This is a genomic window from Ferruginibacter sp., assembly GCF_028288465.1.
Taxonomy (GTDB): Bacteria; Bacteroidota; Bacteroidia; order Chitinophagales; family Chitinophagaceae; genus Ferruginibacter.
The window spans coordinates 24,214-40,177 of sequence record NZ_JAQBNR010000028.1 but is presented as its reverse complement, the minus strand read 5'-3'; the positions used below and the strand labels follow the sequence as shown (position 1 = coordinate 40,177).

The following is a 15,964-nucleotide window of genomic DNA, read 5'->3' as shown; positions in this document are numbered from 1 at the left end:
TAAGGCTGAATTTGAAATATACAGAACTAGCCTGGTTGCAGAAGTAGCTTTCAATAAGATCAACTCTCATTTTTGTTTTGTTTATCAACACGTATACGTTCTCTCCCGGCAAATCTCAAATTGTTGCAGGCTTCTGGGTTCCTAAGCATAATTAAACAACTTAAATAACATTGACATGCAATCGCACAAAAGGCTCGTACTATTTGTCTAATTGTTACAGCACTCAAATTTCCCCGCTCAGGCCTGCGCCAATACTTTCTCCGCAGCAAGTTCCTGCAGCTCATTTTCCAGCAAGCCTACACTTTGCTCTGCCGCATGCATGGCCTTCATAAAGGCTGTATAATTCAGCTCAGGTGTGGCTGGTAATTGCTTATAATAACTGATTCCGTCATGGAGGTTCTTAAAAAATTCAGTGTAGTATTTTTTTCTCTTGACGTCTGGCTCTTTTCCATTTTCATTTTCCAGTTGCTCTTTTATAAAGTTGAGGTAAAGACCCAGTTCTGCTACAAACAGGTTGGGCCTGTCTGCAACATCCATAATATTGGTGCGACCGTAAATATGATCCGTCATGGTTTGCAACGTTACCACCTTGTTGAAGTAAGCGATATTCGGACCGGGGCAAATAGTAACCGCATCCAAATTTTTTACAAACAACTGTTCGTATTTAATGGTTGCGGCGTTGCTCAATCCAACACATAAACATTCTTTAGCTAATACACCTGTGAGTTGTTGCTGGTACTCCTTTTCGGGCAGCGCCATGGATTGCAGCTCGGCGATTTTCAGCTTTTGGTATTTACGGCTGGCGGTACAAATGGGTTCAGGGCCAAACTCGGTATTAAATGCCAGGTGTTTTTCTGTACAGGGACTGCCCGGTTTATTTTTTTGAATTCGTTGCTGTTTTTCGATATCACTGGTAGTGCCTTTCAGGTAATGAAAACGCACACCCAGCGGAGAGTTATGACTTAATACAACATCTTCCTTTTTTGCTTTGCATAACAACTCTATGGTATGTTCATCCACGGTAGTTGCTTCGGGCACCAGTAAAAAAGGGGTGCCCCAACCGGTACTTTCTACGCCGTAATAGTTATGTAAAAAATGATCTTCACCTGCCGTTCCAATGCCACCCTGCACACTGATAATTTGATTAGGTGGATACACAAATATTTTTCCTGTTTTCTTTTGTACTGCGGCATTAAAAATTTCAAGGAGTGTATCAATCAGCTCCTGCTTTTTTGTTTTAAATTCTTCCAGTATCGGGCCGAGCAAAAATCCATCCGTAGCAAATGCATGCCCGCCACAATTCAGGCCTGATTCAATCCTGAACTCGCTTACCCATATTCCTTTCTTCGCCAGGTATTTTCCCTGTATCAGCGCCGACCTGTAATCACTTACTTTGATGGTTACTTTTTTATTAAATCCACCGTCTTCATTTACTTCAAAGGCGGAACATTTTTCCAGGTAATTGTATAACCGCGGATTTAAGCCTGCGGAAAAAACAATGGATGAATTTTTAAGATTACTGTTGGCATAACCCCTTAGCGCTGCTACTGCATCTGAACTGTCTTCCGCTGCAGCACCGGGATTGCCGGCATTTTCCCGGTCTAGTTTCGTCATGATGTTTACATCAATACTGCCGGCCACAATATGGCTTCTCAGGTAATTTTCGAGTTTTACTTTTTCTTCTGCATTTTCACAAGCGAGCATCTGCAGGTATTGTTCTTTCAGCTTGTTGTCTTCGGGCAACATTTCAAAATACTGCACTATTTCTGACCCTTTTTCAAGAGGCAGTTTTTTTAGCGCTTCCAACTGGTTGTGTACAATTGTATTTACCAGGTTCAGGTAATCGGTAACCCGCTTTGCACGAAAATCTGTTTCATGATTACTGATCTCAAAGTAGGGTTGGTTGATGAGAGGATAATATTGTTTACGCATCATTTCCATCAAGCGGTCTTCTACAATTGATATAACAGACGAGATACCAAAACGGGCAACTTTTATTGGTGAGTCAACAGTAAAAGCAAGGCCCATTACCGGGATGTGAAATTTGTGTGGTTGAAGGTTTGTCATTATGGATGATGTGATTTTTTTATGACCGATATATTTTTATGTCTGATTTATTTCTTTGCGCTACCTTTTTTTGATGCTGATAAAGCTTTTATTTCGCCGGGTTAAATCAGTTCATTCTATCAACTCCCCGACCCATTTATTTTTACTTTTGATTTTTTATTTTTTACTTGTTAAATCGCTTTGCTAAACGTCTTTGCCGTGCTTTCATTTTTCCATAGTTTTATATCCAACGCTGCACTGATGTTCCTGATAAATGAGTTTCCTTTCGGTGTAACCTGTATATCATCGCCAGTGATCTTTACCAGGCCGTCGGCTTCCAGTGCATTCAATGCCGAAAAAACATGCAATTTAAAATCTGCATTCGCCAATTCTTTGTGCAGACTGGTTTTACTTTCACACATCAGCTCCAGTATTTTTTTACGGATAACCAGGTCTTCTTCGTTTAACAAATGACCATTTACCAACGGTAATATTCCCTTGTTGATTTTTTCTTCATAGGCTTCCACTTCTTTTTCATTTTGTGCAAAAGCAGTCCATGAATCGCTTATGCTGGAAACGCCCAAGCCAATGATGAGTTTTGATTTGGTGGTGGTATAACCCATAAAATTGCGGTGCAGTTGCCCGCTCGCCGCAGCGGTAAATAATTTATCATCCTTTAAAGCAAAATGGTCCATACCGATACTTATAAAACCTACGGCTTCCAGTAATTCTTTACCGGTATTATACATCTCCCACTTTTGCCCGGCTGCGGGTAAGTCGGCCTCTGTGTATCTTCTTTGACCCTTGCTTTTCCAGGGCACATGCGCATAGGAATAAAAAGCGATCCTGTCTGGCATTAAGCTTGTAATTTTCTCAACCGAAAACTGCACGCTTTGTACTGTTTGATGCGGCAGGCCATAAATCAAATCGATATTGATGCTGTTGTAATTGTATTTTCTTGCCCAGTCAACCACTTCTTTTGTACGCTCAAAAGATTGTACCCTGTTAATGGCAAATTGCACAATGGGGTCAAAATCCTGTACGCCGAGGCTGATGCGGTTAAAGCCCACTTCTGCCAGCTTTTTCAAATGTTCCTCTGTTGTATAGTTGGGATGCACCTCAACACTAAATTCGTGATCTGCATTTACCACCGCATCTTTTGTGATGCCATTAATCAGCTGCACCAGGTTTTCCGGACTAAAAAAAGTAGGTGTACCACCACCGAGATGAATCTCTTTAATGATGGGTGCGGCAGGCAGCAGCGAGCGGTAAATTTGCCATTCCTTTAAAACGGCTGCTATATAAGGATCTTCAACCGAATGATTTACCGTTATGCGCTTGGTGCAGGCGCAAAAAGTACAAAGGTTTTCGCAAAAAGGAAGATGCACATAAACGCACAATTCCCCACCTTCTTCAGCGAATGTTTCCAGCACAGCCTGTTTCCAGCTTGCTTCATTGATGGTAGAAAAATCCCAGTAGGGTACGGTGGGGTAGCTTGTGTACCTTGGCGTCGGTACATCATATTTTTTTAATAAAGGAAGTATTGAATTGCTCATGGTATAACGTCTTAGACAACTGAATATGTTTGATCTGTGTTTTGCTGAGTGGTATTTGATTAACGGATACCTGCAACAATACACAACTCTCCTTGCCAGGGCAAGTCAGAACGGCTGCAATTTAGCCGCTATCAAAAAATTATTCTGTGATGATAATCATATTTTGATATGCTTTAAAACATACGGGCTGCGGTACCGCATCAGGGCGGCTTATTTTTGGAGGAAATGGCTATTTAAATGCCTATGGAATTGCTTTTATTTCAGCTTGTTTTTTTCAACGCCGGTTTTGGTAATTGTCACTTTTTTGATCAGTCCCTGTGTATCAAAATACATTCGCTCAATACAGGTTTCCCTTGAATTGCCGTCAGTTTCCGTCAACGGCCGCCGGTGGTAAATAATGTACCATTTATCCTGACCGGGAACCTGTATCACAGAATGATGCCCGGCGCCGGTAGCGATAGCGGGATCCTGCTGTAATATTTTACCAATGCGTTTAAACGGACCAAAAGGAGATTTGGCTACAGCATAGGCCACGCTGTAGTCCGGGCCTGTCCATCCGCCCTCCGACCACATCAAATAATACTGCCCTTTACGGATAAACATCAGGGGCCCTTCTACGTAGCCACCGGGAGTAATTTCCTTAAAGGTGGTACCATCTTCAAAAGTTTCCAGGCCAGTAAAATCGCTTTTTAACCGGGCAATGTTACAATGCTGCCAGCCCCCGTAAATAATATAATACTGTCCGGTAACATCTTTAAATACGAACTGGTCAATTGGTTGAGCTCCGTTATAAAACTGGTCTATCAGCGGTTTGCCCAGGTAATCTTTAAACGGGCCTTCGGGCTTGTCGGCCACTGCCACGCCGATACCGCCTTTTTCATTGTTGTTTTGAATATCGTTGGCCCCGAAAAATAAATAGTATTTGCCGCCCTTTTCTACAATCGCTGGTGCCCACATGGCACGCCTGGCCCAGTGTACAGCCGAAGTATCTAAAATATGGTCATGCTTTTTCCAGGTAATTAAATCGGGGGATGAAAAACAATCGAAGAAAACCTGCTTGTCATACTTATCTGAAGTGGTGGGATAAATCCAGTATTGCTTCCCGAAAATCACCCCTTCCGGATCGGCATACCAGCCCGGAAATAAGGGGTTGCCGCTGGTAACAGGCCGCGATGTTGGTTGTGCTGTTATCGATAGCGCCAGGAATAATAAAGAGAAAAAAAATATAGCAGGCTTAGTCATTGCAACGTATTTAATAGGAGCTAAAGATAAACCGATTTTGTTTCACACGAAGCCATTTCACACAAAGCGAACAGAGGATCAAAGAAAACAACGCATAATTACTTTGTTACTTTGTTTTAGTTGTGTCCGCTGTGTGAAATGGCGTTGCGTGAAAATATTTTGCTTTTTAAAAATATGTCTCTACATTCGGCTTATGAAGTATGCCTGCCCGCCACTGCGTGATTTTATACAGGATTTTAAACTTACCAACCCTTTAGGTGCAGATTGTTTTGAAGCCACCGTTGACTTTATTGTTGGAGGTAGTAATATAAAAATAGAGAGTGAGGTACATATTGTTACCAGTTATCCAGGTAAAAGGGGTATTGTATATTTGTTAACCCGCGAAATTACCGTGAACGAATTGCCGACCATGTTTGATGCTAACAGGGAGACCTTCGAATACATTCCACAGCAAAATTTAAGAATAGAAGGCACCCACCCTGCCGCAGGCAAATACATTGCGTTTATAAGCCCCACTAATACGGCAGTCACTTACTGAAAAATTTTACTGCAAACAACAAAACACTTGCTCCATCGTTTAAAAATCGCATTGCAATCAGTCCGCAATTTTTGCACTGCTCCTGCCCGCTTTTATCTTCTTTAAACTATTGAACAAATTTTTATAGATGAAGGGGTTTGCCCTTACTTTTGTAAAAAAACGAATATTATGCAAGCAATACTGGTAATTCATAATTTACTGCGCTGGGCAGTGGTACTATTTGGGGTTTGGACTTTAATCAACGGCCTGACAGGTTATTTTGGCAAGCGCTCTTTTACTGCCAATGATAACCGCAGCAACTTGTTTTTTATGATCAGCTGTGATATACAGTTATTGGTAGGGTTGATTTTGTATTTCAATAATGGCTGGTTTGCCAGGCTGAAAGATTTGGGCAATAACATGAAAGATCCTTATACCCGTTTTTTTACCATGGAACATTTAACCATGATGTTGGTAGCATGGGTGTTGGTACATGTGGGCAGGGCAACCGTTAAAAAAGCCGGCACAGATGTGGCAAAACACAAAAAAATGCTGATCTTTTTTGGCCTGGCTATTATATTGATTCTTGCCTCTATTCCATGGCCCTTCCGCGAAGCGATTGCAAGGCCGCTGTTTAGAACAAGCTAGTTTTATGGATAATTATTGAATGGATATTTGATAATGAAAACAATAATTATCCATTAAATAATTCTGAATTGAAAAAATATCCATTATCCATTTATAAATTATCAATTAAGAAACAAACGATGGCTGCTGCTAAAAAAACTAAACTTCCAACTATACTTATCACCAACGATGATGGTATAACATCGCCGGGTATACGCAATTTGGTAGAGGCGGTAAAAGGCCTTGGCAAAATTGTAGTGGTGGCACCCGACAAACCCCAAAGCGGCATGGGGCACGCTATCACCATTGGTCAGCCGTTAAGAATGAGCAAGAGCGATTTATTTGAAGGGGTGGAAGCCTGGCATACCAGCGGCACGCCTGTAGACTGTGTTAAACTTGCCGTAGATAAAATACTGCATGGCAAGCCTGACCTTTGCCTGAGTGGCATTAACCATGGCGCCAATCATTCTATCAATGTAATTTATAGCGGTACCATGAGTGCGGCCATGGAAGCTTGTATTGAGAGTATTCCAAGTATTGGTTTTTCGCTGATGAGTTATAACTACGAGGCCGATTTTGCACCGGCAAGGCATTATGTAAGACAAATTGTAGAGTCGTTACTAAAGAAAAAAATGGACAAGCATTTACTGCTGAATGTGAATATTCCTGATATACCGATGGAACTGATAAAAGGTGTAAAAGTATGCAGACAAGCGTATGCCAAATACGAAGAAGACTTTAAACAACGCAAAGATCCGCATGGCAAAAACTATTACTGGCTAACGGGCGCCTTTGTAAATTTTGATAAAGGAAAAGACACCGATGTATGGGCGCTGGAAAATAATTACATCAGTGTTGTACCTGTTATTTTCGACCTTACCAACTATCCTTTAAAAGCACAGCTTGAAAAAACCTGGAAAATAAAATGATATTTAAAAAAGATAATTATGGCCTTGGCATTGTGCTCGGCCTCCTTGGTCCCGTTGCAGGCTTTGGCATTTTCAAGCTGCTGAAGTACCGCATGTTTTCGCTGAAGGAAATGTACCAGTGGATGACCCTTAACCATAACCTGATAACCGCCTGGATAAGTGTATCACTGTTTGCCAATGCGTTGCTTTTTACATTGTATGTAAACGCAAGAATAGATAAAACTGCCAAAGGAATTTTTTTGGTAACGGTCATCTACGCTATCACCGCATTGCTCATTAAATTTTTCGGTTAACAAATCACTACTATGCAATCGCACCCCTGGTTTAAAGATTGGTTTAACTCGCCTTATTATCACCAGCTCTACTTTAACAGGGACGAACAGGAAGCCGCCAGGTTTATTGATGCTTTAATTGATCACCTGAAACCAACTGCCCGTGCCTATATGCTGGATGTAGCCTGTGGTAAGGGCAGGCATTCTATACACCTTGCTGAAAAAGGTTTTGAAGTAATTGGCATTGATTTAAGCGAAGACAGTATTAAAGAAGCTTTGCAGCACGAGGCCGGTAACCTGCATTTTTATTTGCATGATATGCGCCTCCCTTTCCGCATCAACTACTTTGATTATGCCTTTAATTTTTTTACCAGCTTTGGCTATTTTGCCACACAGCGGGAACATGACAATGCCATCCGAACCATTGCCCAGGCAATAAAAAAAGAAGGTCGTTTTGTGCTGGATTATTTAAATGTTCATTATGCAGAAGACCATTTGGTGCACCAGTTTGACAAGGAAATTGACGGCGTAAATTATTTCATTACCAAGTGGTTTGATGAAACACATTTCTATAAAAAAATAACGGTAGAAGATGAGGCCCTCCCTGAACCATTGGTTTACCAGGAAAAAGTAGCCAAATTTTCGCTTGGTGATTTTACAGACATGTTTGCCTACCAGGGTTTGCAAATACAGGAAGTGTATGGTGATTATAACTTTGGTAAATACGACGTAAAAAAATCACCCCGCTTAATTATGATTGCAAAAAAAGTGTAAGCACCGCAATCATACCTACGCTTCAATAAAGCTGCCATAAAAATATGTTGTATAAGTGTGCGACGCCACTGAAGTGCAATCAGGGCAAGCTGTTCGGACAAAACCAAAAACTCTTTGTCCAGTCAACAAACCATTGTTCAACATCCTTGCATCGCCCTCTTGTACGCTTTGTTCTTCGGTCAGCACTTCCAGGTTGCATACACTGTTGCTATTTGTAACTTAAATAAAAGCAAGGTCACTGTTTCGCATGATTGTTCACCAGCATCCATCTTGCGGTTTCATACATGGCACTGGTTAATTGAGACAAATGCCGCTTGACAGAATCTGTTTGTTGGGGCGAAAGCAACGGTGCGTCATTGCGAACGGGAACCAGTTCTTCCTGGCTGATCCACAAGTTTTTGATGTAAAAAAAATCGTCATTTACAATACCAATTTTCCCCTCGTCATGGTGAATAATAAAGGCAGCGTTTTCTTTTGTTGATGAATGCAGTAAATCCCTTCCAAGTGTTTTATTGGTATAGGGTTGGTGTATCATTCCCGCAAGCGTAGGCAATACATCAATTTGCGAAGCCGTGGTAGTAATTTTTTGCGGCACCAGTAAAGCAGGTGCATAAAACAGCAAAGGAATGTGTTCATCATTCAACCGCTGATCAGTCCAGGCTTTGGGATACATGGCGTCGGCATCGCCCTCCACGCCATGATCGCCCATAAAAATAAAAATGGTATTGTCAAAATAGGGCGACAGCTTTGCGGCTTCTATAAATTTACTGTAGCAATAATCGGTATAACAAAATGCGTTGAATTCTGCCAGTGACTCAAAGCCATATTTATGCAACTCTTCCACAGCTACAGTGCGTTTCACAAAATCTTTATCCTCTTCCGGTATAGAATAAGGGCGGTGATTGTCGGAGGTTTGTATGATGGTGAAGAAGGGCTTCTTTTGTTGCTTCATCACTTTGTCGGCCTCTAAAAATAAATTTTTATCGCTGATGCCCCACACATTTAACTTGGGCGCACTAAATTTTCCTTCCTCGTAAATATGCACATCATTAATGGTGGAAACAAGCCCACGAAAATTATTAAAGTCGCTGCTGCCACCTAGAAAATAAAATTTATCATACCCCTCAAAATTATTGATGATGCTGTACTGATTGAGCGATTGGGGGTTGCGGCTGCTAAACTTGGAGAGCTGTACATCCGGTATGCCGGTCAGGGTAGCAAACACGCCACGTGCCGTTCCAAATGTGGGCGAAAAACAACGGTCGAAAAAAATACCCTGCTGCGTTAGCTCATTAAAAAAGGGCGTACTGTTTAAAGGGTTGCCGCTCATACTGCTTTTATACATGCTGAAGCTTTCGCAAATTACCAGCACAATATTCGGCTGACTTTCGAGCGAGCGGCTACCAGGGTTAATGGTGCGCTCGTAACCAGTGGCAGGTCCGCCGGTTTTATTCAGCTGTAAAAAATCGCTGATGACAGGATAATACTGTTTTGCTTTTCCCTCATCCAGGGCGGGTTTACGAAACTGCAGCGTGGTAAAAAAATTCTGCAAAGGATTTAATGCCAGGTAGCTTTTAAAATTATCATTCAGCGTAAACGCATCCCGCCAGCGCAGTGGTTTAAAAGCTAAAAAGCCAAACAAAAACCAAAGCAATAAAATAATGGCTGCGCCATGCCAGCGGCGGTTATAACTAAATTTATGTATGTTGATATTGCGTTCCTCCACGCTTACATGTGTTCTGGAAAACATCCAGCCCATCATGCCCACGGCGCCTACCAAGGCGGCAAAAATCCAAACCATCGGGTAACTTTGCCATAACATTTCAAAAGATATTTTAGCATCTTCTGCAAAGTTTAGAGCGCTTGCATTTAAGCGGGTATTTACGTAGGCAAAATGCCCAAAATCGGCACCGAAAAAAAACAACACGAACAAGGTTACTACTGCCAGGTAAATGGCCCAGCCGGTTTTACACCGCTCAGAATAGAAAGGAGAAAATTTGGGAAACAAGGATATAAATGCTATTGGCAGCAGCACAATACCAATCCAGCGCAAATCGTATTGTAAGCCCAGCCAAAAAGAGGGTAACAGGTCTGCAACCTTTGTGGCAGCAGGTTTAAAGCAAATTAATGTAATGACGCGAAAGCCCGTAAATATGGACAAGTAGATAATAAACAAGTTTATTATCCATTGGATTGTTTTGGGAAAGCGCCACCGGGTGAACATAATTACAGTTGTTATTTATTGGACAGATACCGAAACCAGATTGAATATGCTAATATTTTCTTTTATTGTTGAATAATAGGTACCGTGCAGTTTCGTAATATGCCGTTGTTAGTTTCGCCATATTATTTTTAATGCTGTCTGTAGTCGCCGTAACCGGCACCGGGTTATTATCTGTTACAGAAACAATCGTTTCCTTTTTAGTACTTAAATTTTTTGAATAGAAATAGCGGTCGTTTACCACGCCTATGTTTTTTGTGTCATGATCAATGATGAATGCATATTTCGCTGCATTGTCAATTGTATCAAATAAATTTTTGCCCATGGAATTGTTGTGGTAAGAAAGGTTAGATAAAGAAGCAACAGAAGGAACGATATCTACCTGAGAACACACAGTATGTACCAGTTTGGGTTGCAATAATTTGGGGGCATAGAAAAGCAAGGGTACATGTTCCTGTGTAAGCCGCTGCTCCGTCCAGCTGGAAGGATAAAGCGCACTTGCGTTACCGGCGATGCCATGATCGCCTACAAAAACAAAAATGGTGTTGTCAAAATATTTTTCCCTTTTAGCCGCTTCAAAAAATTGCTGGTAACAAAAATCAGTATAGCGGAAAGCGTTCAGTTGATCAATATTTTCAAAGCCATATTTATGAATACTGTCATCGGGATAATTCACTTTTTTAAACTCGCCAAGGTCGCCCGCTGGTATTGAATAAGGCCGGTGATTATCGGCTGTTTGAATTATGGCGAAAAACGGACGTTGTTGCTTCGCCAATGTGTTGTTGGCTTCTAAAAACAAATTCTTATCATCAATGCCCCATACATTCAACTTCTTTGCTTTAAAATTTTCCTGGCTGTATAAATGCAGGCTGTCAATATTGTTCAGTAGCACGCCTTTAATATTGGCCCAGGAAGGATCGCCGCCTAAAAAATAAAATTTATCATACCCTTTAAAATCGTTGATGATAAGCTGCTGGTTGACAACTTCAGGGTTGCGGCTTGCAGAACGGTTATTATCGCCCAGTACATCCGGAAGACTCGTAACCGTGGCCCATACGCCACGGGCAGTAGGATAAGAAGGTGTAAAACAGCGGTCGAAAAAAACACCATTTTTACAAAGCGAATTAAAATAAGGGGTTGTGTTTAATGGATTACCGCTCATGCTGCTGCGATACATACTAAAGCTTTCGCAAATAACAATTACCACGTTGGGATGAGTACCAGTCAAATTATTGGAGACAATATTTCTTTCATAATTTAAATGAACACTGTCTGGTTGCTGCACGTTCAGGTACCTGGCTATTTCGGGGTAAGCAGCACGTACTTTTTTTATATCAGGCCTTGTATCTTTAAAATTAAGCGTACTAAAAAAACTCTGAAACGGATTGAGCGAGAGGTTGGCTTTAAAATTATCACTTAGTGAAAACGCATCGCTCCAGCGCAGGTTAAACTGCCCCAGTTTACCAAATACACCCAATGCGAGCAACAAGAAAAAAAGAATATAAAAGATAGAAAATTTTCGTTTAGGCAATTCCGTCGCCGGATGATTTTTTAGCATCCGGTTAAATATATAAAAAGCATACAAGGCAATGAGTAACACAACAAACAGTGTCTTGAACACAGGATAAGATTCCATCACCATGTGTGTTGATATGCTGGCATCACTGGAATAGTTGAGTATAGAAGCGTTTAAGCGTTGCTGCAGGTAATCATAATAAAAATAGTCCACCACATAAAACAACAGCACTACTATCAATATCACAGACAACAAGACCATCCATATTTTTTTTGCGATTTTATTCCGCAATGGATTTACAAAAGGCAGGCCGCACAGTACCAGCATTACCACTCCTAAAATAGAAACGAACTTTATATCAAACCTTAGCCCCATTAAAAAAGCAGAGCCCGAAAAAGGTTTTCCCGGCGGGTTATATTTAAAGAAAAAGAAAAAACGGTAAGCAGTCATTACAAATAAAAAAACGAGCAGCACGGCAATAATCCATCTAACCAGCCCGGGTAACTTTTTATAAAAACTCATTGTAATAAAATTAAACTGCCTGCAAAAATAGATTAATTATTTTTGGCTATAATTAATTAACAAATGCAATCAATACAGCAGTGGGACCGGATGGTATTACATCACATCAATGCGCAGTGGCACAACAGCTTTTTAGATGGCTTGCTTCCAGCCATGCGCAATCCCAATACCTGGCTGCCACTGTATCTTTTTTTGTTTTTATTTATAATCATCAATTATAAAAAAACCTGGTGGCAATGGATACTGCTTGCCCTGGCTACCGTTGTTGTTTGCAACTACATCAGCAGTGATTTGTTAAAGGAACACATTGTGCGGTTAAGGCCCTGCAATGACCCCGCAGTAGGGGGATGGATCCGGTTATTTAAAGGCATTTACCTGCCACAAAGCAGTGGCTTTGTCTCGTCGCATGCTGCCAATCATTTTGGTATGGCGATGTTTTTTTACATCACTTTATCCAGGGAGTTCAAAACCTGGCCATGGTTGTTTTTTGTTTGGGCATTTGGAGTTGCGTATGCCCAGTTGTACATCGGGGTTCATTATCCGACAGATATTTTAGGTGGTACGCTTATTGGTCTTGGGGTTGGTTATTTAGCAGGCAGAATATTTAATCAAAAATTTGGATTGGGGTAAAATCCTAAACATACAATTATAATTTTTCAGGTATCATTCTGCCTCCTTTGTGGGCTGCACTTTCGCCCTCTTCGTGGTATTCCGCATCCTGGTTTACTTTCCATAAATCATATAGTTCTTCTCCGGCAAGAATATTTTTTACTGCAAGCATCGCCGTCATCATGCTATGGTCCTGGTTATTATATTTATGCATTCCGTTGCGGCCCATTAAATATAAACCCGGGTATTGGCGCAATGCTTCCTTTACCAGCGCTATGTTTTCTTTATAGCTGTGATCGTATACAGGGTAAGCCCTTTTTTGCCTCACCACATATCCGTCTTTCACCGCCGATGCCTGCGCAAGTCCAATTTTTTCAATTTCATTTTTGCCCAGCATAATTAATTCGGCATCACTGCTTTGCCACATCCCGTCTCCTTGAAAACAAAAATATTCCAGGCCATAACAAGCCATGCTTTTATCTGGTACCATATCCGGGCTCCAGGATTTAAAATTTTGTACCCTGCCTGCTTTTACTGCAGGATCATGCACATAAATCCAGTTCTCTTTAAATGTATGTTCATCTTTTAAAATTAAAATAACGGTGATGAAGTCGCGGTACTTTAATTGCTTGGCTGCCTGTAATGCGGCAGCTGGTAACGCCGGCGCAACTGCCGGCAGCAATTGTGCAATTGCAGCAGAGGATAAAACATAATCAAAACCTCCGAAAGTAGCACCTGTTGAAGTTGTAAGTTGCCATTTGTTTTGCTGTAACGAAATTGCATTAACTGTTGCATTCATCAGGATGCTTGCTCCCATCGCTTTACTTTTTTCAGCACAGGCAGTCCACATCATTCCCGGCCCAAGCCTGGGATAGCGGAAGGTATCAATCAACGTTTTAATGATGGGCCTCTTACTTCCAGCGGGCGGCTTTATAACGGCATTTATAATGGCTCTGCTCAACGACAATCCTTTAATGCGTTGAACAGCCCAATCTGCAGATATCTCCCTGCAGGGTATGCCCCAAACTTTTTCTGTATAGGTTTTAAAAAAAATGCTGTACAACCGCCTGCCAAAATGATTGCTGACCCAGTCTTCAAAATTGAGTGGCTTTTTTACCGGGAACATTTTTGCTTTTAGATAACTCAATACACAGTGTATCGATTCAGCTACCCCGAGTTTACGCAATGCTTCAATGGCATTTAGCGGGTAAGAAAAAAAAAGGTGTTTATAAAAAATGCTGGAGCTTCTTGGTCTTTCCAGCATATCGTTGGGCAAAATTTCTGTCCATAGATCTTCCACTTCTTTGTTTTTGGAAAAAAAACGGTGACCACCGATATCAAATAAATACCCCTTGTAATTTTCGGTTCTTGATATGCCTCCCACATACTGCGCATCAGCTTCAAAAACAGTTACCTCCTGACCCGCTTTGGCTAACTGGTAGGCTGCTGTAAGTCCAGCAGGGCCGGCACCAATAATGGCAATTTTCTGTTTATTCATAACGACCGGGCAAATGTAAATGCTAAGCAGCTATCAAAAAAATAATGCTGTATTCCAACACCATAAACAGTTTGCCTAACGTTTAAATCCGTGTTTTAGATTAGATTGTAGATATTTGCATCAACTACCGCTGTTCTCAAACGGCGGTTTTAGTTAAATTTTATGACAGAAATATTTATTTTACTGGCCCTTATTATTGTAAACGGGCTTTTTGTAATGAGTGAAATTGCCCTGGTGAGTGCCCGTAAGGGAAGACTGGAAAGCCTTGGCAATAAAGGAGATCAGAAGGCAAAAGCCGCATTGGACCTGGCAGCTAATCCGGAGAAATTTTTATCTACCGCTCAAATTGGCATTACATTAATATCCATTTTGACGGGTGTATACTCGGGCGAGAAATTCAGCATGCACCTGAAGCCTTTTGTGGAAAAATTTGATTTGCTTAAGCCCTATGCTACTACTATTTCTACGGTATTGATAGTAATGCTGGTGACATTTTTGTCAATTATTTTAGGAGAGCTGGTACCTAAAAGAATGGGAATGCTAAGGGCGGAAAAAATTGCCCGGCTGGTAGCGGGACCAATGAACATCCTTTCCACCATAGTTTACCCCATTGTATGGTTACTGAATACCATCACCAACATCATCTTTAAAATTTTCAACGTTAAAGTAGCCAGCGATAATGCGGTAACGGAAGATGAAATTAAAGCTATGATAAGCGAGGGGAGCGAACACGGCACCATTGAAACAGAGGAGAAAGAAATTATTGAAAGGGTATTTCATTTGGGTGACCGTAATATTACTTCTTTAATGACGCACCGTACTGAAATTGCCTGGTTTGATATTGATGACACGGTACAAACAGTTACTGAAAAATTTGACCAGATTACTTATTCGACTTACCCTGTTTGCGAGAAAACGGTGGACGATATCAAGGGGCTTATTTATATTAAAGACCTGTTGAAAGCCGCACCGGCAACCCCATTGAAAGCACTTATCAAACCGGCACTGTTTGTACCCGAAAATAACAGCCCTTATCAATTGCTTGAAAAGATAAAGCAAACAAAAATTCATAGTTGCTTTATAGTAAATGAATATGGCACACTGGAAGGCATGATTACGCTGAATGATATACTGGAAGCTATTGTAGGAGACGTACCGCAGACCGGCCAGGAAGAGTATGAAATTACTGAGCGTGCTGACGGAAGCTACCTGGTTGACGCCCAGATTACGTTTTACGATTTTTTAAGCCATTTTGAAAAGACAGAATGGATGAATGAAGGTGAACATGAATTTGATACCGTGGCGGGTTTTGTATTGCATGAACTGGAACGAATTCCTAAAACCGGCGATACATTCGATTGGCGGGGTTTTGAATTTGAAATTGTTGACATGGATGGCCAGCGAATTGACAAGTTATTGGTGAAGATATCGGAAGAATTAAAAGATAATATGGAAGAGTAATTTCATTTATATCGCTGCTTATACCTTATTCCACAGCCTGCTTTTTTATTCTTTATTAGTCAGTACCGCTTCCGACTTTTATATTAAATAATATATAATATATTTATTTTACCTATAAAGTGGAAATATCCTTCTTATTTTAGTAAATTAAACTAAAATAAAATTTTTTATAAT

General features: G+C 40.9%; 13 protein-coding genes. 7 read left to right on the top strand and 6 right to left on the bottom strand.

The window, feature by feature from the left end:
- Nucleotides 1-237 precede the first annotated feature (237 nt).
- The 3 genes from JWR61_RS13530 to JWR61_RS13520 form a co-directional block, all read right to left on the bottom strand.
- Complete coding sequence (locus JWR61_RS13530) at nucleotides 238-2,067, bottom strand: hypothetical protein (RefSeq protein ID WP_301928303.1); 1,830 nt, start codon at nucleotides 2,065-2,067, stop codon at nucleotides 238-240.
- 170 nt (nucleotides 2,068-2,237) lie between these two features.
- Nucleotides 2,238-3,602 carry an oxygen-independent coproporphyrinogen III oxidase gene (hemN, locus tag JWR61_RS13525; RefSeq protein ID WP_301928302.1) on the bottom strand — a complete coding sequence of 455 codons (1,365 nt, stop codon included), beginning with the start codon at nucleotides 3,600-3,602 and terminating at the stop codon, nucleotides 2,238-2,240.
- Between the two features lie 255 nt (nucleotides 3,603-3,857).
- Nucleotides 3,858-4,844: a glycoside hydrolase family 43 protein gene (locus JWR61_RS13520; protein ID WP_301928301.1), complete on the bottom strand. Its 987-nt coding sequence runs from the start codon at nucleotides 4,842-4,844 to the stop codon at nucleotides 3,858-3,860.
- Between the two features lie 193 nt (nucleotides 4,845-5,037).
- Between JWR61_RS13520 and JWR61_RS13515 the strand changes: the two genes are divergently transcribed.
- The 5 genes from JWR61_RS13515 to JWR61_RS13495 all read left to right on the top strand — a co-directional run bounded on the left by JWR61_RS13515 (nucleotide 5,038) and on the right by JWR61_RS13495 (nucleotide 7,963).
- Nucleotides 5,038-5,382 (top strand): hypothetical protein, encoded by a 345-nt coding sequence (locus JWR61_RS13515; RefSeq protein ID WP_301928300.1) that lies wholly within the window; start codon nucleotides 5,038-5,040, stop codon nucleotides 5,380-5,382.
- Nucleotides 5,383-5,550: 168 nt separating this feature from the next.
- Nucleotides 5,551-6,009: a hypothetical protein gene (locus JWR61_RS13510; RefSeq protein WP_290339382.1), complete on the top strand. Its 459-nt coding sequence runs from the start codon at nucleotides 5,551-5,553 to the stop codon at nucleotides 6,007-6,009.
- Between the two features lie 68 nt (nucleotides 6,010-6,077).
- The gene (gene surE / locus JWR61_RS13505; protein WP_301928299.1) at nucleotides 6,078-6,917 is read left to right on the top strand and encodes a 5'/3'-nucleotidase SurE; all 840 of its coding nucleotides are present in this window, start codon (nucleotides 6,078-6,080) and stop codon (nucleotides 6,915-6,917) included.
- Nucleotides 6,914-7,210 (top strand): hypothetical protein, encoded by a 297-nt coding sequence (locus JWR61_RS13500; protein ID WP_290339384.1) that lies wholly within the window; start codon nucleotides 6,914-6,916, stop codon nucleotides 7,208-7,210. The genes surE and JWR61_RS13500 overlap by 4 nt, the downstream gene beginning before the upstream one ends.
- 12 nt (nucleotides 7,211-7,222) lie before the next feature.
- On the top strand, nucleotides 7,223-7,963 hold the full coding sequence (locus tag JWR61_RS13495) for a bifunctional 2-polyprenyl-6-hydroxyphenol methylase/3-demethylubiquinol 3-O-methyltransferase UbiG (RefSeq protein ID WP_290339385.1): 741 nt from the start codon (nucleotides 7,223-7,225) through the stop codon (nucleotides 7,961-7,963).
- Between the two features lie 235 nt (nucleotides 7,964-8,198).
- Here the strand turns inward: JWR61_RS13495 and JWR61_RS13490 are convergent, their stop codons facing one another.
- Together JWR61_RS13490 and JWR61_RS13485 are read right to left on the bottom strand one after the other, a co-directional pair.
- On the bottom strand, nucleotides 8,199-10,124 hold the full coding sequence (locus tag JWR61_RS13490) for an LTA synthase family protein (RefSeq protein WP_301928298.1): 1,926 nt from the start codon (nucleotides 10,122-10,124) through the stop codon (nucleotides 8,199-8,201).
- 112 nt (nucleotides 10,125-10,236) lie between these two features.
- Entirely contained in the window at nucleotides 10,237-12,222 is a 1,986-nt protein-coding gene (locus tag JWR61_RS13485; RefSeq protein WP_301928297.1) for an LTA synthase family protein, read from the bottom strand.
- A gap of 63 nt (nucleotides 12,223-12,285) precedes the next feature.
- Between JWR61_RS13485 and JWR61_RS13480 the strand changes: the two genes are divergently transcribed.
- Entirely contained in the window at nucleotides 12,286-12,852 is a 567-nt protein-coding gene (locus tag JWR61_RS13480; RefSeq protein ID WP_301928296.1) for a phosphatase PAP2 family protein, read from the top strand.
- Nucleotides 12,853-12,868: 16 nt separating this feature from the next.
- Here JWR61_RS13480 and JWR61_RS13475 read toward each other — a convergent pair whose 3' ends face one another.
- Nucleotides 12,869-14,329: an NAD(P)/FAD-dependent oxidoreductase gene (locus tag JWR61_RS13475; RefSeq protein ID WP_301928295.1), complete on the bottom strand. Its 1,461-nt coding sequence runs from the start codon at nucleotides 14,327-14,329 to the stop codon at nucleotides 12,869-12,871.
- Nucleotides 14,330-14,491: 162 nt separating this feature from the next.
- On the opposite strand from JWR61_RS13475, the gene JWR61_RS13470 reads away from it, so the two are divergent.
- Complete coding sequence (locus JWR61_RS13470; protein WP_301928294.1) at nucleotides 14,492-15,790, top strand: hemolysin family protein; 1,299 nt, start codon at nucleotides 14,492-14,494, stop codon at nucleotides 15,788-15,790.
- The last annotated feature ends 174 nt before the right edge of the window (nucleotides 15,791-15,964 follow it).